At 67.8% G+C, this 16977-nt stretch carries 12 protein-coding genes; 5 read left to right on the top strand and 7 right to left on the bottom strand.

Annotation, left to right across the window (positions count from 1 at the left end; translation table 11 throughout):
• Positions 1-8: 8 nt before the first annotated feature.
• From ACFXDJ_RS06950 to ACFXDJ_RS06920, 7 genes are all read right to left on the bottom strand, one after another.
• Positions 9-1034 (bottom strand): hypothetical protein, encoded by a 1026-nt coding sequence (locus ACFXDJ_RS06950; RefSeq protein WP_384848210.1) that lies wholly within the window; start codon positions 1032-1034, stop codon positions 9-11.
• A 68-nt stretch (positions 1035-1102) separates the two neighbouring features.
• On the bottom strand, positions 1103-1378 hold the full coding sequence (locus ACFXDJ_RS06945; protein WP_384848207.1) for a hypothetical protein: 276 nt from the start codon (positions 1376-1378) through the stop codon (positions 1103-1105).
• A gap of 186 nt (positions 1379-1564) precedes the next feature.
• The gene (locus tag ACFXDJ_RS06940; RefSeq protein WP_384848204.1) at positions 1565-2308 is read right to left on the bottom strand and encodes a hypothetical protein; all 744 of its coding nucleotides are present in this window, start codon (positions 2306-2308) and stop codon (positions 1565-1567) included.
• A gap of 186 nt (positions 2309-2494) precedes the next feature.
• Positions 2495-2791 (bottom strand): hypothetical protein, encoded by a 297-nt coding sequence (locus tag ACFXDJ_RS06935; RefSeq protein WP_384848201.1) that lies wholly within the window; start codon positions 2789-2791, stop codon positions 2495-2497.
• Between the two features lie 78 nt (positions 2792-2869).
• On the bottom strand, positions 2870-4012 hold the full coding sequence (locus ACFXDJ_RS06930; RefSeq protein WP_384848198.1) for a hypothetical protein: 1143 nt from the start codon (positions 4010-4012) through the stop codon (positions 2870-2872).
• 89 nt (positions 4013-4101) lie between these two features.
• On the bottom strand, positions 4102-4554 hold the full coding sequence (locus ACFXDJ_RS06925; protein WP_384848195.1) for a hypothetical protein: 453 nt from the start codon (positions 4552-4554) through the stop codon (positions 4102-4104).
• Between the two features lie 177 nt (positions 4555-4731).
• On the bottom strand, positions 4732-5076 hold the full coding sequence (locus ACFXDJ_RS06920) for a hypothetical protein (RefSeq protein ID WP_384848192.1): 345 nt from the start codon (positions 5074-5076) through the stop codon (positions 4732-4734).
• A 1065-nt stretch (positions 5077-6141) separates the two neighbouring features.
• Here ACFXDJ_RS06920 and ACFXDJ_RS06915 point away from each other — a divergent pair.
• The 5 genes from ACFXDJ_RS06915 (at position 6142) to ACFXDJ_RS06895 (ending at position 16861) form a co-directional block, all read left to right on the top strand.
• Entirely contained in the window at positions 6142-12879 is a 6738-nt protein-coding gene (locus ACFXDJ_RS06915; protein ID WP_384848189.1) for a DUF3560 domain-containing protein, read from the top strand.
• Between the two features lie 293 nt (positions 12880-13172).
• Positions 13173-13460 carry a hypothetical protein gene (locus ACFXDJ_RS06910; protein WP_384848187.1) on the top strand — a complete coding sequence of 96 codons (288 nt, stop codon included), beginning with the start codon at positions 13173-13175 and terminating at the stop codon, positions 13458-13460.
• A gap of 176 nt (positions 13461-13636) precedes the next feature.
• Complete coding sequence (locus ACFXDJ_RS06905; protein ID WP_384848184.1) at positions 13637-14707, top strand: integrase; 1071 nt, start codon at positions 13637-13639, stop codon at positions 14705-14707.
• A 735-nt stretch (positions 14708-15442) separates the two neighbouring features.
• Positions 15443-16033, top strand: a complete 591-nt coding sequence (locus ACFXDJ_RS06900; protein WP_384848181.1) for a hypothetical protein — start codon at positions 15443-15445, stop codon at positions 16031-16033.
• A 537-nt stretch (positions 16034-16570) separates the two neighbouring features.
• Positions 16571-16861 carry a helix-turn-helix domain-containing protein gene (locus ACFXDJ_RS06895; protein ID WP_384848178.1) on the top strand — a complete coding sequence of 97 codons (291 nt, stop codon included), beginning with the start codon at positions 16571-16573 and terminating at the stop codon, positions 16859-16861.
• The last annotated feature ends 116 nt before the right edge of the window (positions 16862-16977 follow it).

Raw genomic sequence — 16977 nt, 5'->3', positions numbered from 1 at the left:
AGGGCCTCCTACGCCGCCGCGGCCGTGCGGACGGTCAGCTCCGTGCACGGGCTGTACTTCGTCTCGTCCTCGCCCGCCCGGGTCGCCACCCGCTTGGACCTCACCTTGATGGTGTGCTGCCGGTTGGGCACCGTAACCGGGACGTCGAACTGGACCACCGAGTTGAAGTCCGCCGGGGGCGTCACGGTCCCCACCAGGACATCCCCGGTCAACATGCCCGGCCTGGTCGTGTCCATCGCAGCGGCCCCGGTCCCGATCACATTCGAGTACACCTCATAGGAGGTGGCCGTAGGAATCTGGCGCCACGACACCGTCACCTTCGGAGCGGGCAGCGTCATGTCCGGCATCCGCAGGAGCTGGAAGTCCCGGGGCGCCAGCGGCGGAACGACGTCGTCACGCTCCCCGGCGGTCAGGACGGTGTGCGTGTTGACCACCAGGATCTCGCTGCGCGGGCCTTCGACCCCGTCCGTGCTCACGGCCGACACCTGCACCGCGTAGAGCTGGTTCGGCGCGATCGGCGTCCAGACCGGCGGGGCCGGGTCGACAGCCGGTTGCCAGTACCCGGCGAAGTGCGCGGTCACCTCGGGCCCGGTCACCGTCATCGTGGGCGTGGCCGGGGGCGGCGGAACCTTGTCGGGCGCGGGCGTCGAACCGTCCTCCGGGGCCGGAGCGGGCGCACCCACGTACAGCCGGTGCTCGCGGATCCCGATCGAGTTCAGGCCCCGGGACCCGGTGTTGACGGGCTTCGGGGCGATGGCGCCCATGCCGGACCGCCAGGACAGGGAGATCTCGTGCGGAGTCCCCTGGCCGCCCGTGACGGGCCTGGGGACGGGCCCCTGCGACTGCCACCACTGCGGGGCGGGCGGCACCACTGCGGAGCCGTACGGCGGCACGTACGAGGCGCGGTCCGTGAGGATGTCGGCGACGGTGTTCGGCGTCGGATCCAGCGCGTCGCGGCCGGCGAGGTCTTCGCGCGCGGCCGTCAGATCGGTACCGGTTTCGAGCTGGGTCTTCTTCTTCGGGTCGTACGCCATGCGCTTTCTCCCAAATGCGAGGGATTTATACCAATTCTCGCATTTGGGAGAAAGCTGGTTATAAATCGTCAGCTCACGGCATCAGCGCTGAGTACGGCCGCGACCTCCTCCAGCCGCGCGACGAAGGGAAGCGCGGACTCCGGCATCGGGTCCGCCAGGCGGTAGCGGTAGCCCTCATGCAGCTCCACCCGCTCCAGCACACCCTCTCGGGCCAGGCAGCGCACCAGCCGCGGGACGGAGGACGCGGAGACGCCGGGGCAGTCGCGGGCGACCTCGCGCACGGACAACCACCGGGACGTACGCAGCACCTGGTACACCAGCACCAGGCCACGGGACACGATCACGAAGGACTCTTTCAGGCACGGAGGTACCGACAGCCGTCTGCCGGCCCCTGTCCGCGCCGAGCCCTGCACCAAAATGAGGGAACGCGCCTGAACCCGCATTGGGCCGTACAGGAGGACGGGGCGCCACTCGAACCGCGAGCCTACCGGGCGATGACCGCGGCGAGGGCACCCCGGCCGGTGCCGGTTCTAGGCGCGGCCCCACATCGCGGCCTGGAACGTCTCCACGTACTTCTCGCGGGCGGTACGGAACTCGCGCCGCCCCGTCTGGTACCGCTTGCGGTGCTCGGCGACCTCGGGAGCGTCGACCGTCTCGACGTCACCCTCAGGGTCGGGCTCCAGGTCATCGTCGGGGAACATCGACCAGGTCCGGCCGACCCACTCGGCGAAGTACGCCATCTGCACGGCGGCGACGTACACCTCCCGGGCCCGGGAGTGCAGGGCCGGGGCGGAGACCATACGGATGTTCTCCAAGGCCGCGCCGGCCTTCTCGGACACGTCGGCCAGTGGCTTGTCGAGGATCCCGGTCACGGCGTCGGTGTCGTCGAAGTTGTAGCCACGGCCCATCGTGGCGCGCACGGGCTTGTCGTGCGGCCGGGCGGTGTAGGTGTAGGCCAGGGAGTCCAGGGTGGTGACGGCCTCCATGAACACCTCGTGGCGCTGGTGCTGAGCCTCGCGGCGTTCGGCGGCCAGGTCCTGGCGGGCCTTCGTCTCCAGAGCGGTGGCCTGTGCGTTGAGGTCGTGCAGGGCCTTCTTCGCCGCTTCCTTGGCCTGCGCGTCGAGCCCTTCGCGGTGCAGCCGCCGGGCCTGGGCCATGGTGGCCAAGCCCATGACGATGACGGTCACCACGGACACAGCGGCGCCGGTGATCAGGTAGACGTACGGGTTCGGGTTCTCGCTGGCCGCGAGGATGACGCCCAGGTTCGAGTTCATGCGGTCGACGGTAGAGCCGACCGCGGGCCGGGCGCGCGGGAGTTGAGCCAGTTCAGAGGTTCGGGGCTGCCGCCCCCGCGATGCCCTGCGGACCGCTACCGGGTGCTCTCCAGGCGGACATGGGGAAGCCCCCCGCTCCCGGCAATTCAGGGCCGGCGGGGGCTTCGGCAGGTAGGGGAACGGGTGTCACCCGCACATGCAGAACGTGTCCTCGCCGTCGGCGAAGTCCGGCAGCACGTAGCCGCACGAGTCGCAGATGTAGTCCATCGGGTTGTAGCGCGGCACCTTCGGCGTGGCCGCGATGACCTCCTGGGCGTGCACGTCCCCCGCGGCGGCGAGCTGCTTCAGCGCCTTCTCGAAGTGCTTACCCCACTCACCGGGCCCCGCTCCCGGGTGCGCGGTGTTGGTGCGCTCGACCAGGTCCTCGACCAGCCGCCGGGCCTCCGGACTGATCCGCGCCATCATCTCTTCACGAGTCGTCATGGCCGGCGATCGTAGCGAAGGTGCCGCAGCCCCCGGCGGGGATTCCCCGGAGGTTCACGCCGAAGGGGGACTGGTACCTCAGCCGGTCTCCAGCACGGCTTCCCGAACAAGCTCAGCGGCGACCAGCTCCACCAGTTCCAGCGCGGACACGAGCCCGGCGTCGTAGGTCTCCGTCCACCCGCCGACCGCGCCCATGTCGGAGGAGTCGAGGTGCGCCGTGAGGCCGAGCTGGTCCCGCAGGTGGTTGTGGACAGCCTGCTCGATGCCGCGAGCTTCACGACCGGTCGTGAACTCCCACACGCGGATACACGCCCACCCCCGGCGCCCGAACCGTTCGATACGGTCCGAGTCGCTACCGGTGATGCCCACCTTCACGGCGCCGTGGTCCGGATGGTGCAGGACGTACAGCACCGCCGGCGCGGCCGTGTTGAACCCGTGAGTGGCACAGTTCGAACAGCCGCCTTGCCCAGACCGGATGTGGTGCAGCCTCGGGCGCACGGTGCGCCCGCACGGCTGGTGGATGCACCGCCACGGATGCGCGGCGCCGGGATAGTCCTCCAGCGGGTCGTATCCGGCCTCGCGCATGTCGGCCGCCGCCTGTACTGGGTCGCCGAGCTGCTTTGCCCTCATCGAGGCGAAACCGCACTCAAGGCAGCCGACGCGCCCGGCCCGGATGTGCATCAGGCGGGGACGGATCTCGCGCCCGCACAGCAGGTGCCGGCTTCTCCACGGGTGGTTGGTGCCGGGATATTCGTCAAGGGGTTCGAGGAAAGCGGCGAGCATCTCAAGAGCGGCCTGCCCTGCGTCGCCCAGGCGGCCGAGCGCGTTACGGCGGACACCGCACGGAACACAGCCACCCTGTCCCCGCCACACGTTGCCGCGGGTGGGGTAGCAGATCGCACCGCATTGCAGGCAGCGGCACCGCCACTTCCGGTGGTTACCGCCGGGGTAGGGATCGAGGGGTTCGAGGAGCCGGGCCAGCATCACCTCGCGGGCCTCTTCGACATCGACCTGCCGCCCCGCAGCACTGGCTTCGACACCGCACGGCACGCACGACCCCGTCCCCTGCTTGATCTTGTCCAGGAGCGCCCCGACCTCCCGGCCGCACCGCACATGCAGGCACCGCCAGCGCGTCTTCGCTCCGGGGTAGGGCTCAAGCGGCTCGTAGCCCTTGGGGCGAACGACCGCGGTGGCCTGCTCATGGGTGAGGCGGGCGGGCATCAAGCATCTCCAGTCGACAGAATTCGGATCTCAGACGTACCGGCATCGTCGCAGCGGGTGCTGACATCCGGTCAGGGCCAGCTTCGGACTCAGTCGCACACCGTCTCGTAGGTGTACGCGTTGTCGTAGCCGTGCCCGTACGGCACCTTCACCGTCCGGCACTGCCTCTGAGGCTGAGGCTGCGCGGGCGCCGGAACTGGCACGTAAACGGTCTTCACCGGTGACGGAGTCGCGCGCGGGGACGGAGACTTGCTCGGCGATGCACCCGCCGGCATGGCGTCCGAGAACTCGTCCGACTTGTTCCCGCGCATCAGTACCCGGTCCGTACAGCCCTGCCGCACCGCGTCCTGCAACTCCTTCGACTCCCGGGAGTCCACCAGCCCGGCGCACGACGACTCCGAGCCTTCCTTCGCCTTCCCGTCCCGCAGAGCCGTCCAGCCCGCCTTGTACGCGTCCCGGGGAGAGCGCGGCGCCGGAAGCTCAGCAGCGCAGCCCGTCAGCAGTACGCCGGCCGCCAGCAGGGATATCACGCTCTTCTTCACAGGTGTCCTCTTGTCGGTGCCGCGCCGGGAGGATCGTAGGTGCGGGTCGCGAGGAGCGTGACGGTGTCTCGGATGCCGGTCAGACACGCGCAACCTGGCTGAGCGGGGGGCAAGACGAGCCTGGTTCCTGCCGCTCGAAGCGAACCGTCGGGACCAGGCTCGATGCTCGGCCGCCCGCTACTTGGCTTCCTCAGTCCCGCTCGTGCCCTCCGAGGTGCCACTGAGGACGTCCTTGGGGTCGTACGAGTACGTTCTGGCGCGGCCCGTCCCGATGTCGCCGAAACGGCCGAGGCCGTCGAACGTTTGGACACCGAGGCTGGGCGTCTCGCCGGACAAGAGCGGACGCTCGGGCGTCCCGTACGTCTCGTCCAGCCACGCGTGGTACTTCTCGTTGTCGGTCAGCCGAGACGGCATCTCGCCGGTCTCCAGGGCGAGGGCCTCCTCCTCGGCGGTCAGCACGAACTCCGCCGGGATGTCGTCGTCGTTCAGCGTTTCGGTCACGGGCAGGTTCTCGTCAGGCATGGAAGTCCTCCAGTTCGTCGACAGCGTGGTCACGCGTTCCGCATGATCATGGCGCAGCCGCTGCCGCCCGCGCGGAGGAACGGGCGAAGAACCCACGACGTGGGGGATGGCGGCCAGGGGGTCAGCTCGAACCCTCGCCCGGAGAGACTTTCGGGGGGCATCGAAGGCCCGTCAATCCCTGCTGCCTGGAGAGGCACTACGGCACCGCAGCCGGCCCGGAGCTGGGGAAGATGATGCAGCGGGCATGAAGAAGGCGCTCGCGGTCCGGCAAGCCGGCCAAGTTTTCGCGGGGGACGCCGATAGGCGTAACAGCAGGAGAGGCACAGGCAGCACAGGTACCACGGCCGCAGCCGGGAAGATGCTGGAGAACATGAAGAAGCTCCTGCCGGCCGCACCTTCGTGAAGAAGGCGGGTGAACCCCGGCAGGAGCATGAGATCCGTAGCGACGGGTTTCTCGTGCGAGAACCTATCAGAGAAGACGTTAATGGAGAAGATGATGCTGGATAAGGCCGGTTCAACTTCCGGTGCGGGGTGTGTGAGAGACTGCCTCCGGTACTGATACTGCCTCAGCTTCTGGCACTGCCTCCGCTCGATAGTGCATAGCTACCGCGCGTTAGAGGCCCCCTTATGCCACATAAGGTCAATAAAGGCTATACCCCCTTTATGTAATACATCCTCCATGTATTCCTTCTTTGTCGGAATGCAAGCCCTGTCTCGCATTTTGAGAATGTTTTTCATCTCATTTCTTTTTTGCTTTTCCTATGTGATAATCCCGCGCCGCCCCCTAGAATTGCCCTATCGCCCGCTGAACCCGGGCATGCCGTAGCGACAACTCGCGATAGGGGTTTCTCAAGAATGGCCACGGACACAAGGGCACCGTATGCTGCCCTGACCCCGGCACAGCGCGCCATTGTGCAGCGCGCCGCGTGGGGTTTGCTGCGCGTCTCATATTCGTCGTATGCACCCGGAACACAGTCGGACGTAGTCGACCACTACAGCCGTGAAGTAAACGTCAAGATCACGGGCATTAAGGGCGAGAACCGTGGCGGAGTCCGTAAGGACTCTGTGGAAAAGCTCATTCGTGAGGGCATCCTCTCCCGCCCCTTCCGGGCCAGCGTGGTCCGCGTGACGGAAGCCGGACGCTGCGCTCTAGAGGGTCGTCCCGTTCCGGTGCCGGTTGCCGTGCCCGAACCTGTACCGGTCGCCTCACAGGAAATCGTTCCGGCCGTGGTTATGCCGGTCGAGCACAAGCCTGCGGAAATCGTCGAGCGCACCGCTGCTCAGTGGAACGGCCTGCCCGAACCCGTAGAGCACGCGGAGGGGCACCAGCCGCGCCGGACACCGTACGAGTCGACGGATGTCCGTGAGGCTTTCAGCTCGGACGACGGCGGTCTGTCTTTCCAGCTCTTCCGTCTGCCGGAGGGCTACGGCTCCCCGGAAATGATCGAAAAGCACGAAAAGACCCGCACGGAAATAGCCAAGGCCGTAGCCAAGCGCGACAAGGGGGCGCCGGAGTGGAAGAGCTTCGGTAAGGGTCACGTGAAGCTCAAGCCGCGCAAGGCTCCGAAGACCGACAAGACCCCGGCAGACGTCCTCAAGATGTGGGCAGACGAAGGTGTCACGCACGAAATCGCGTGCAACCACTGCGGCGAATTCGACTGCACGTGTGTCCGCGACGTCGTGTCCGCCGTACTCGCCGATATGGGCGGCCCGGTAGTGGACGCGGAAGCTGTCGAATCCGGCCGGAAGCGTATTTCCGGTGACATCGAAATCACGGGCGCCGGTTTCGCGTGCACCGATCAAATTGCCCTGGGGGAAGACGTGCCGGAAACCGTTGCCGGGGATGTTGTCGAGTCCGTCGAGGATTTCCCCGGGGTACTGGAGGCTGGCGAATCCGCCGAGCACATGGGCGCTGGTGTGTGGCGGGTGACGTACCGGGAGGGCTTCACCTACGAGCTGACTCCGGCGCAGTATCACCCCGGCCAGTACGGTGCCGCCCGCCTGCGGTCCGACGGCAAGTTCTACGGCTGGAACGCGATCTTCGACGACCAGTCAATCGGGCCGGTAGTGAAGTGGACGCGCCTGGAATCCAAGACCATTGCCGAGACGCGCGCCTTTCAGGCTAAGTACGGCCACCTGCACGGGCGCGGCTACGAGGACTCCGTCGAGGTCTCGTTTTCGCTGAAGCTGGTGACGGAGGAGTTGGAGCCCGGCCGCGTCTGGCGGGTGTCGCGGTTCGGCAAGTCGGGTGTCCTCGTCCTCCAGGGCTGGGGCTATGCCCTGCTGAGCGAGACGGGCGACTTTCCCGAGAACCCGCGTCGCAAGTACATCGACGGGAAGCGTCGGGGTTACGCGACCTGGTGCGTCGTGGGCGGGCTGCGGGACGTCCCCACATCGCGGCTGCGGCCGGTCGCCGTCGACCACTCCGGGGAGGCGTGCGTCGTGTTCGGCCACGATGCCGGGCAGTCCTGCGAGTCGGGGAAGCGCAACAAGTCGTTCCCCCGCTTCGTGGTCGAGGTGACCGGCCCTGACGGCGAGATCGCGGGCACGGTGCCGATGTGTGCGCGCTGCTGGGCGGGGCGCGCGATGGCGGACGGGGACGAGTTCTACAACCGGCGCTCGGCGTCTGCGGCCCACCTGCTGGCGGAGGGGAAGGGGACGTGGGTGGACTGGCAGGACCGTTCCGAAGACCTGACGGGTGAGCTGATCTCCGCCGCCCTGGATTCCGGCGCGGACATCCCCAACGTTCAGCGGGCCCTGTACGCGGAGGCGCTGGAGGTCGGCGACCTGCGGGCGGCGAAGGCTGCGCGGGCGGCTGCGGTCAAGGCGGGGGCGAACAAGCAGGCGGCGGACGTGGTGTTGGAGCGGACGTTGATCGAGCGGGCGCAGGCGCACGAGGAGCTGATCGTCTGGGCTGAGCTGCACGGGGTGGCGTGGTCGGCTCACATTTCCGACCTGCTCGCGGCCAAGGATGCGGGCGAGCCGGAGCCGGAGTGGGTCCCGCCGGTCAAGCCGGGCCCGGCCGTCCACGTGGAGGCGGACGTCGTCACCTACGACGGCGAGGACGACGACCAGGAGCAGGACGAGCAGCAGGACAACGAGGGAGTGAGCACGGTGGGGCGCGGTTCGAAGGCACCGAGGGCCAAGATGGTTGCGCCGAGGGTCGGGGACATCGTCTTCAGCGACAAGAACGCCTTCCCCTGCGTCGCCGAGCTGCTGGGTCACCGCTACGTGGTCCGCAAGCTGTCCGGATCCTTCTCCGCGCAGCACGAGCGCTCAGACGGCGCGCGGCTGGTCTTCGAGGGGGAGGACCCCAAGGGCGGCTGCCGGACGGGCGGGGTTTTCTTCCCCAACCTGCCTGCGCTCAAGCGGGCGATCCTCGCTGATGCGGTGGCCCGTGGCGAGGCCGAGCCGGTCGCCGAGGAGCAGTCGGAGCCGGTGGTCGAACCTGCGCAGGATCTGCCCCGGCCGCTGCGGCTGGCCCTGGCGCAGGAGGCGGCCGAGGAGATGTGCGAGGAGTGCGAGCAGTACGAGGACGAGTGCGAGTGCTACGACCCCGACAGGGAGGAGCAGGCGCCGGAGCCGGTGGAGAGCGCGGCGGTGAAGCGCTTCCCCGAACTGGCCCAGTTCCTGGAGCAGCGCCCGGAGGGGGCGCCCATGGTGGTGCTGAACCTGTTCTCGGGGCCGGGCGGAATGGTCATCGGTCTGCGGGACGTGCTGCGGCAGCAGTTGGGCCGGGATGTCGAGATCATCAACGTGGACAACGACACGGACTGCGTGGCCACGCTGCGGGCGGCGGGATTCCTCGCCATACAGGCGGACGTGACCAGCCTGGACCCGTCGGACCCGGTGTTCCGGGAGGTGCGCGGGCTGATCGTGACCCCGCCGTGCACAGATTTCGCCGACTCCGGAAAGCGGGCCGGACGGCTCCCCGAGAACGTCGACATCCTGTGTGGCGCCTTCGACTCGGCTCGTCGCGCGGGCGGCTTCATACCGTTCGGCGACGGGCACGACGTCGCCCCTGACTTCGGCGTGGAGGTCTCCTACAAGGAGCCCAACGGCCTGACGTGGGACGAGGTGCGGGCGGACCTGGAGGGCTACAGCGGCCAGACCGGCGGGCTCATGCTCGAAGTGGCCGTGTGGTCGCTCGGGTTGCAGGCGGCCGGGGCGCCGCTGGAATGGGTGGCCGTCGAGCAGAGCAGCAGGCTGCCGGAGGAGATCCGGGGCGAGGTGATCGCGGACTATCAGCTTTCCGGCTGGGGCATGGCTGAGTGGACGGTGGCGGACGCCGCCGAGTACGGCTCGCCGACCCAGCGGGTGCGGGCTCTGCTGGTGGCCCGGCGGGACGGTCACTCCGGGGTGAGCATGGAGGCGCCGGGGCTGCGTACGGGCGCGGCGACGGCAACGGGTCTGCCGGAGGGGACGCCGGTCTACACCCGGGGCGTCGGTAAGCGCTCCGGCGGCGGCAACGTGGTGGTGGTCAGTGACGCCAAGCCTTACACCGCTTTCACGTCCCGGATTCGGTCGGTCGACGTCGGGGAGAAGGGCGGCCGGTTCACGCTCGCGCAGATCATGCGGCTCATTGCGGTCCCCGAGACCTACCCGGTGCAGGGCAGCCGTACGAGCGTCTGCCAGCAGGTCGGCGACGTCGTCTGCCCCCTGGTCGCGGCGGCCCTACTGGGCGCGGCCCTGGGCATCCTGTGGATGCCGCACCTTGAGCGGTTCCTGGCCGAGCAGTACCCGACGGTGCACGGCGGGGATACCCCCGCCCCGGTCTGCGACAAGACCATGCGCACCGCCCACGCCATCCCCGGCTACGACGAGCCCAACCGCCTTAACGGGGTGTGCACCTGCGGTGAGGTCCACTGGAGCCGGGAAGTCGACGAACCCCGCGTCGGACGGCGCCGCGACCTGGTCGACGGCATCCTGAATGAGTGGGGCTACCAGCGCTCCGGGGACTGGGAGGACAACCGCGCGCCGGTCGGTGCGCTGGTCGCCGACATGGAGGAAATTTCGGAGCAGGGACTCGCCGGCGAGTCCGTCGAGGATTTTGCCCTTGCCGACAAGCACGAGCACGCGGGAGTGCTGGCCCGGTGGGAGTCCTTCCCCGGCAAGCGGTACCGGGTCGAGTCGCGGCTGACCGTGGAGTGCGAGTGCGGCCATGTCGTGTGGAAGCGTGCCTGCAACGGCGTCTATGACCGCCAGTTCGTACCGATGTACCTGGAGGCCGAGGGCTACGGCGCGGGCCCGTGGGAGCAGTACGAGGGCGCGGACCTGGGCGAGTTCGGCAAGGCGGAGAACGCCACGGCACAGCTCGTGCGCGTCGAGGTCTTCAAGGGTGACGTCCTGCGCCGGATGCGGAAGATCAAGCCGCTCCCGGGGCTGCTGGGGACGGCGCCCGACCACGCTCCGTGTGGTGAGTGCGGGAGCGTCATCACGAAGTCGCGGTACTGGGTAGGCCAGGACTGGGAGCTTGGCGCGTGGTGCGGCTGGTGCGCACGCCTTCCGCTGGACACCGACTTTGAAGGCCTTCAGGACACGGCGCAGGCGGTGGACGCGAAGCGCGGGTTCTGCCTGGTGGGTCAGCCTGCCGACACGGCAGAAATTTCTGACCAGCCCCCGGCCGGCGAGCAGGGCGCGGAAAACCCTCCCGCCGACCCGGGCGCCGCTTCGGTCGCCGAGCAGGTGGCGGAGGTGACCGAGGAGAGCGCAGATATCGTCATCCGGCATACCCGGGCGGACGGCACCACGTTGGAAGGCTCCTCGAAGGGCGACGGGGTTTGGGAGGCGGTCAAGCCGCGCGGGTGGCGCTACTCCCGCAACGTGGGGATCTACATCCGGGGCAGCCGTGACCGGCAGGCCGACCGGTGGAAGATCAACGGCGCAGCCGAGGCTGTCCGCGCGCTCGGGTACACCGTGGCGGTCGTCATTGATGAGGACACCCGCCGCACGTTCGCGGAGGCGGAGGCGGACCGTGTGGAGCGTGCCGAGGGGCGGGCGGAGCGGTTCGGCGAGTACGCGGGGCGTGCCGCTCAGGCGTCCGACGCTGCTCGTGAGGTTGACCGGAGGATCGGTGAGCGTTTCTGGGGCGGCCAGCCGATTCTCGTTGGGCACCATTCCGAGGGGCGGGCGCGGCGGGATCAGGAGCGCATGCACAACGCGATGCGCAAGAGCATCGCTGAGGGTGAGCGGGCCGGGTACTGGGCGAACCGTGCGGCAGCGTCCGAAGCCTATGAGCGGTACCGGAAGAACCCGGGGCGCACGCTGCGCCGTATCGAGAAGCTGGAGGCGGAGCGGCGCGGCGTTCTGCGGGAGCGGGACGGGGTGGACGACAAGGGCCGTTTCGCCGACATGTGGCGCAGGGCGCCGGGTGAGGAGCGGGCGGCCGAGCTGAACCGGTTGATGGCCGAATACGACGAGGAACTCACCTACTGGGCGGAGGTCATCGCGGAGGCGGAGCGGCGCGGGTTCAAGGTGTGGGGCAAGGCCGATTTCGTGAAGGGCGACTACATCCGCTACCGGGGAACCTGGTACGAGGTGACCCGCGTCAACGCGAAGTCAGCCACGATCCCCCACATTCACGCGTCGTTCGATGGCGGGACCGTGGGCGCGGTGGGTGGGTGCCGTGTGGTCACCAAGGCCGCCACGGAGGAGACCCGGCACAAGGGCTCCACGTGGACCGCGAACTACAACGACGGTGTCACCGGCCGCATGTCGGCGGTGCAGATGGCGGCGGCGCTCGCCGGTGAAGAGGTGCCCACCGATCCGCGCGAGGTCAAGCCGGAGCCTGTCGACGCCGTCCCGGCCGCCGAGGTGGAGCGCATCGCCAAGCACGCCGACCAGGTCGCCGAGTTCGTCGAGTGGGCCCCCGGGCAGGCCGCACGCCAGGCCGTGGCCCGCCTGGATGCCGACATTGAGCGGACCGCCGCAGAGCACGGCATGACCCCCGAGGATCTCGCTACCGCAGTCACCGCGTGGGAGGGGGAGGGCGGCTACGCCGAGGGTGTCCAGACTCCCCGGCCGGTTGCAGGTGACCCTGTCGCACCGGTCCTCCCGTCCACCGATAGGGCGTACTGGGAGATCGGCGAGCGCGTCATCTTCGAGGGCCGCCACGGTTCCGTGAAGAGCGCGAAGAACGGCAAGACCCTGGTCATGATGGACGACGGCAACGGCTTCTTCCACGAGCACATTGAGCCCCGCGATTTGGTCGCCGAGCGGTACGTGATCTGCGGGACACCGGTCACGCTGACCGTGCCCAGTAAGCCGGAGCCGCTGGAGCTGCCCGAGGCTCCCGTGAGCGAAGCGCTGGAGAGCTACGTCGTGCCCGAGGTTCCCGCGCTGGTGGTGTGCGGCGGCCTGATGATGCCGAAGCCGTACGTCCGGCCCGCGCACTACGCGGACGACGACTACGTCCTGGCCCTGCCGAAGGCACCGCGACCCGCGTACGCCTCCGAGCCGGACTACCTGCTCGCCCCGCCCATCGTGGACGTGTTCGCCGAGCTGCGCCGGGAAGTCGAGGAGCTGCGCCAGGACGTCGAGGACTGGGGCGGCCTGGCTGCTGCAACGGTCGTGGCGAACGCCGAAACCATCGTGCGCGAGCTGGCCTCGGAACTGCGGCTGCTTGAGGTCGAGGCCCTGCGGAGGGAAGCCAGGGAGCTGCGGGAAGAGCTGGGCTGGGGTCCGGTCAGGTGGGCGGCGATCGAGACGCCCAGGGGCAGGCGGTGGGCGATGGCAGCGTCGGTGGCGGGGACGGTCGCCGGACTGGGCGCGGCGCTGGGTCAGGTGGTGCCGCCCAGGGCGTGAGGCGGGGCCGGGCGGTGCTGGTGTGCCGCCCGGTCTTCCGGGCCCCGAAGAAGTTCTCGGTCTGTGCTGGCCGGCGAGGACACAACCCAGTCTGACGCTGCCTTGGGACTGGTCACCGCGGGGGATGTTGGAGCGGCCGGCGAAGTCGGGCTGCAACTTCTGGATCCTTCGAGTATTTAGCTCAGAAAAATCGAACGGGTGATCATCGAAGGATGATGACAACTTGCACCGAAGAATCCATCGTCAAGTCCAACAAGGTCCCGCTGCGGTTTCGGCCCCTGACTCGAAGGGGGATGCGTTCGCAGCGTCTAGTCGAGTGGCGGCGCGCCGGGCGGGATCCCGTGGTCGGGATGCTGCTCTCCCGTCCTGCGTTCGACGATCCGTGGGCGAGGTGGTTCGTGCAGCCGATGCCGTACGGCGGGGTGGTGGTCCAGCGGATCCCGTGGCCGGCGGTTGAGAACCGCGAGTTCTTCTCCGTGCGCCCGCGGACTCTCTCCGTCGCGGAGGAGCGCACCCTTGCGCAGTGGTTCCGTCGGGAGCTGGCCGGCGGTCTGGGTGTGCGTCAGCGGACCGGTACCTGATCCCAAAAGGCACTTTCGGAAGTTTTTGGCATCATCTGCACGATCCGGTCGCTGGTCGGGTCCAGGGAGCGAGATCTTCGCCGTCTTGATCGACAAGGAGTCCAGACTCCAAATAAGTTGCCATATGCGTAGTCCAGGTGAGCCCAATCGGATGAAAGGAACATACGTTGACAGGGATGGACACAGCGGGCGGCCTGATGGTCCCCGCCCCCAGATCCGGCGACCTCTTGAGGCCGGAAGACTTCGACGCTGAAGCGCGCGCACTCCTCGACGCCGTCGGCCTCGGAGCAAAAAAGGCGGTTGCCGACAAGCGCCCTCAGAACACCAAAGACGGGTACAAGCAGGACTGGGACGCCTGGAAGCTGTTCACCGAGGAGAAGGGCCTCCCCCTCCTCGCCGTCGAAGAAGGAACCCTCGTCGCCTTCGTCCACTGGCTCTGGAGCCGCCCCGGCAAGAAGGCCGGAACCTTCACCGCGCCCAGCACCATCGACCGCCGCATCGCCGGAGTCGTCGTCACCGGCCGCAAGCAGCACGACCTCGCCCTCGACCGCACCGTAGGCGCCCTCGCCCGCGAGTACCTCAAGGCGCTCATCAAGGAGATGGAGAAGGAGGGCGAGGTACGCGGCACGGGAAAGGCCCCCGCTCTGCTACCCCGGCACATGATGCAGGTCTCCAAGGCCCTTCCGGACAGCCTTCTCGGCATCAGGGACCGGTCGCTCATGACCATGCATTTCGCCGTCGCCGGCCGCGAGCATGAAATCGCCTATCTCAGAAACCGCGATATCACCGAAGACCCCGAAGGCCGCGGTCTCCTCGTCGACATCCGCGTCTCCAAGATCAAGCCCCGCAAGGTCAAGGTGAAGCCCCTCGGGGACACCCCGATCTGCGCCGTCACCCAGTGGCGCAAGTGGAAGACGGCCGTCGAGGAGCTGACGGGCGAACCACTGGACCCGGACGAATTCGCCTTCCGCCGACTCCACAGCAGAGGCACCACCCTCATGCCCGGCGGCATCACCCCCGAGGCCGTGGGCGACGTCATCACCCGCTGCGGAGAGACCGCCGAGCTGGAGGAGCACTACACCGGCCACAGCCCCCGCCGCGGCCTCGCCAACGCGGCCAAGAAAGCCAAGAACGACCGCTCCACCATCGCCGTACAGGGCGGCTGGGTGCCGAACAGCAAGGCCATGGAGGGCTACTTTGACGAGGAAGACGGCTGGGAGGAGAACGCCCTGAACGGCGTCCGCTGAGCCCACCAGCACGACGAAGGCCCCTGCCGATCGAAGCGGCGGGGGCCTTCTTGCTGCTCAGTATCCCGTACGCCGATGTTCCTGCTGCGGGCGGCCCTCGTTCTTCGGATCGGGGGCTTTTTATTTGTTTCAGAAAATGCAGGAGCCCCCTCGGCGCCTACTCCAAGGGGGCTCGACTGCTACGGCCCGGCGTAGTGACCGTGGGGCCATCGTAGCGGGCGAATTTCACCGAATAAATCGACGAGGGTGAGATAAATCGCTGACCTGCGAAGACTCTTGACGCAGGGGCACTGCCCTGATTGTCCGTTTCGAGCGCGGGCTCGCCTGCCTTGCTCTGGCATCCCATAAGCATTGCCGTAGGCATGGACTGGAGCACTTTCGTAATCATGGGCTCTGGCAGGCACATAAGCTCTCGCCCCGGCCGCGGTGCCGTAGTACCTCTCTACGTGCCTGTCTCAGCAGCCAACAGTTTGTTGCCGCCCGCCATTTTTAAGCATTCACCTTCTCTGGCATCCCGTAAGCACGTGCTGGAGTTCCAGCACAGCCTGGAACTCGGCTCTCGCCCGGCCGCGACGGTGTACCCGTAGTAGTGCTCTATATGGGAGCTGAAAGTAGGAAGATCAAAAGATCCCCCCAATTCGAATGCTCCGGGTACTGCGGTACACGGAGGCCACAGCAGTGTACTGCGGTACACGGCGCTAGCACTTCCTCGTCGCGGCTGAGCAGACTCCCTGCATGAGGACTACTCGGGCTCCCGCGCGGAGCGGCGGCAGGAACCCGGCCGGCACGCGGCAGCAGCGTGCGGTTCTGCTGCGGGAGCGCTGGGAGGATGAGTCGGCGGCTATCGAGGCCCCCGCGGTTTCCGGCCCCGTGGAAGACGTCGAGCCCGAGGTCGTCGAGCGTCGTGGAGGCCTTCGTGGAGGGCAGACGCGGGCGTTCGAGCGGCTGCGCGATCCGGGCCCGCCGGGGACGCGGTGGCGCATGGGCCGGTGCTTCTGGACGCCGAGCGGCGTGCAGACGGTGGTGGTGAAGGTGCACCAACTCCAGCCGGTGCACAACGGGTCGAGGCAGGCTCGGTGCGCGCGGGTCTCGGTGTACCCGCTCGATGCCTTCCTGGGACCCAGGAGGGCCCAGCACCGTCGTCTTGAGGTCTGGGTGTCCTCCCCGAAGCTCTCGGCGCTCCTGGAGCCGTACGCGGGCTCGTGGGTGCCCTTGAGGATCACGATGAAGGGCCGCGGTGCCTGGAACGTGGCGGTGGTGCCGCAGCGGGATGTGGGGCTGTGGCTGGCTGTGCATCTGCTGCGGGAAGGTGACGGGGAGGTTTGATCGACCTGGCATGCAACCGACAGGTTGCAGTATTAAGAGAACGTAGTTCTCTTAAGGCCGAGTTCTAGTTCAGAGCACTCGCTTTAGCTCTAGCTCCAGCACGTATACGTACGCGCGAACCGCCAGTTGCGGGGACACCTACGGCGACTAGCCCGAACGAATTTATTTCAGGCCCGAACGCGTGACGGCCGGGATCTCGGGCGACACGGGCAGCCTTGAGGGAACCTGTGCGCGGCCCCGAAGAGGTGGCGGAGTTACTGCGTCCCCCCGTTTCCTTTCGCCATCTTGCATGTTCAACGCATCTGCGGGGCTTGCGCAGATGAAGGTGTCGGGTGCGCTGGCAGTGCTGCGGCCCACGAGGGGCCTTCGGCGACGACGTTGTTGGTGTCGCTGTAACTGTGAACGGTTCACTTTCCCTGGATGTTCTGGATCTGCCGGTCACCCCTCTGTCCAGGGGAGTTACTCCGTCGCTTCCGTATTAATCCATTCGGAAATGCGATTACCACTCTGTGAAATCCGTGCCTCAGCGTGGTGTTCATGAGCAACGAACTCGCCGCGCAGGTGGGCCGTGGACTGCACGCTGCGCGTACGTACCGGAACCTGTCCGTCGCCGATCTGACCGCGCCGGCGGCCATCGGGCGCAGTGCCTATGGGGCCTATCTGGCGGGCCGGGCCTGCCCGTCGCTGGAGACGCTAGTGGTCCTTCTCGGGCGCCTGGACGTCACGTTTGAGCAGCTCCTGGAGCTGGGGCGCCTCGATGTCCCCGACCCGCGGTCGAGCATCCGCGAGCAGGCCGCCCTGGTCCTGCGTGAGGCGGTCGCAGTGTGATCCCGCACATGAGGAAGGCCCCACCGCCCAAGTGGGGCCCCTCGTGCCGAACGGTCTCGCCAAAGTCCGATCAAGCCGTGCACAGAAGCCAACCCACGCACAGAAAGAAGTATCCC

This window comes from Streptomyces sp. NPDC059443 (assembly GCF_042750105.1).
Lineage (GTDB): Bacteria > Actinomycetota > Actinomycetes > Streptomycetales > Streptomycetaceae > Streptomyces.
This window is presented reverse-complemented; position numbering and strand designations above follow the sequence as displayed.

Bases quoted from the DNA above. Each gene is read 5' to 3' on its own strand.
- ACFXDJ_RS06950 (WP_384848210.1), bottom strand. From the start codon at position 1,034: ATGGCGTACGACCCGAAGAAGAAGACCCAGCTCGAAACCGGTACCGAT.
- ACFXDJ_RS06940 (WP_384848204.1), bottom strand. From the start codon at position 2,308: ATGAACTCGAACCTGGGCGTCATCCTCGCGGCCAGCGAGAACCCGAAC.
- ACFXDJ_RS06935 (WP_384848201.1), bottom strand. From the start codon at position 2,791: ATGACGACTCGTGAAGAGATGATGGCGCGGATCAGTCCGGAGGCCCGG.
- ACFXDJ_RS06930 (WP_384848198.1), bottom strand. From the start codon at position 4,012: ATGCCCGCCCGCCTCACCCATGAGCAGGCCACCGCGGTCGTTCGCCCC.
- ACFXDJ_RS06920 (WP_384848192.1), bottom strand. From the start codon at position 5,076: ATGCCTGACGAGAACCTGCCCGTGACCGAAACGCTGAACGACGACGAC.
- ACFXDJ_RS06910 (WP_384848187.1), top strand. From the start codon at position 13,173: ATGCGTTCGCAGCGTCTAGTCGAGTGGCGGCGCGCCGGGCGGGATCCC.
- ACFXDJ_RS06905 (WP_384848184.1), top strand. From the start codon at position 13,637: ATGGACACAGCGGGCGGCCTGATGGTCCCCGCCCCCAGATCCGGCGAC.
- ACFXDJ_RS06900 (WP_384848181.1), top strand. From the start codon at position 15,443: ATGAGGACTACTCGGGCTCCCGCGCGGAGCGGCGGCAGGAACCCGGCC.
- ACFXDJ_RS06895 (WP_384848178.1), top strand. From the start codon at position 16,571: ATGAGCAACGAACTCGCCGCGCAGGTGGGCCGTGGACTGCACGCTGCG.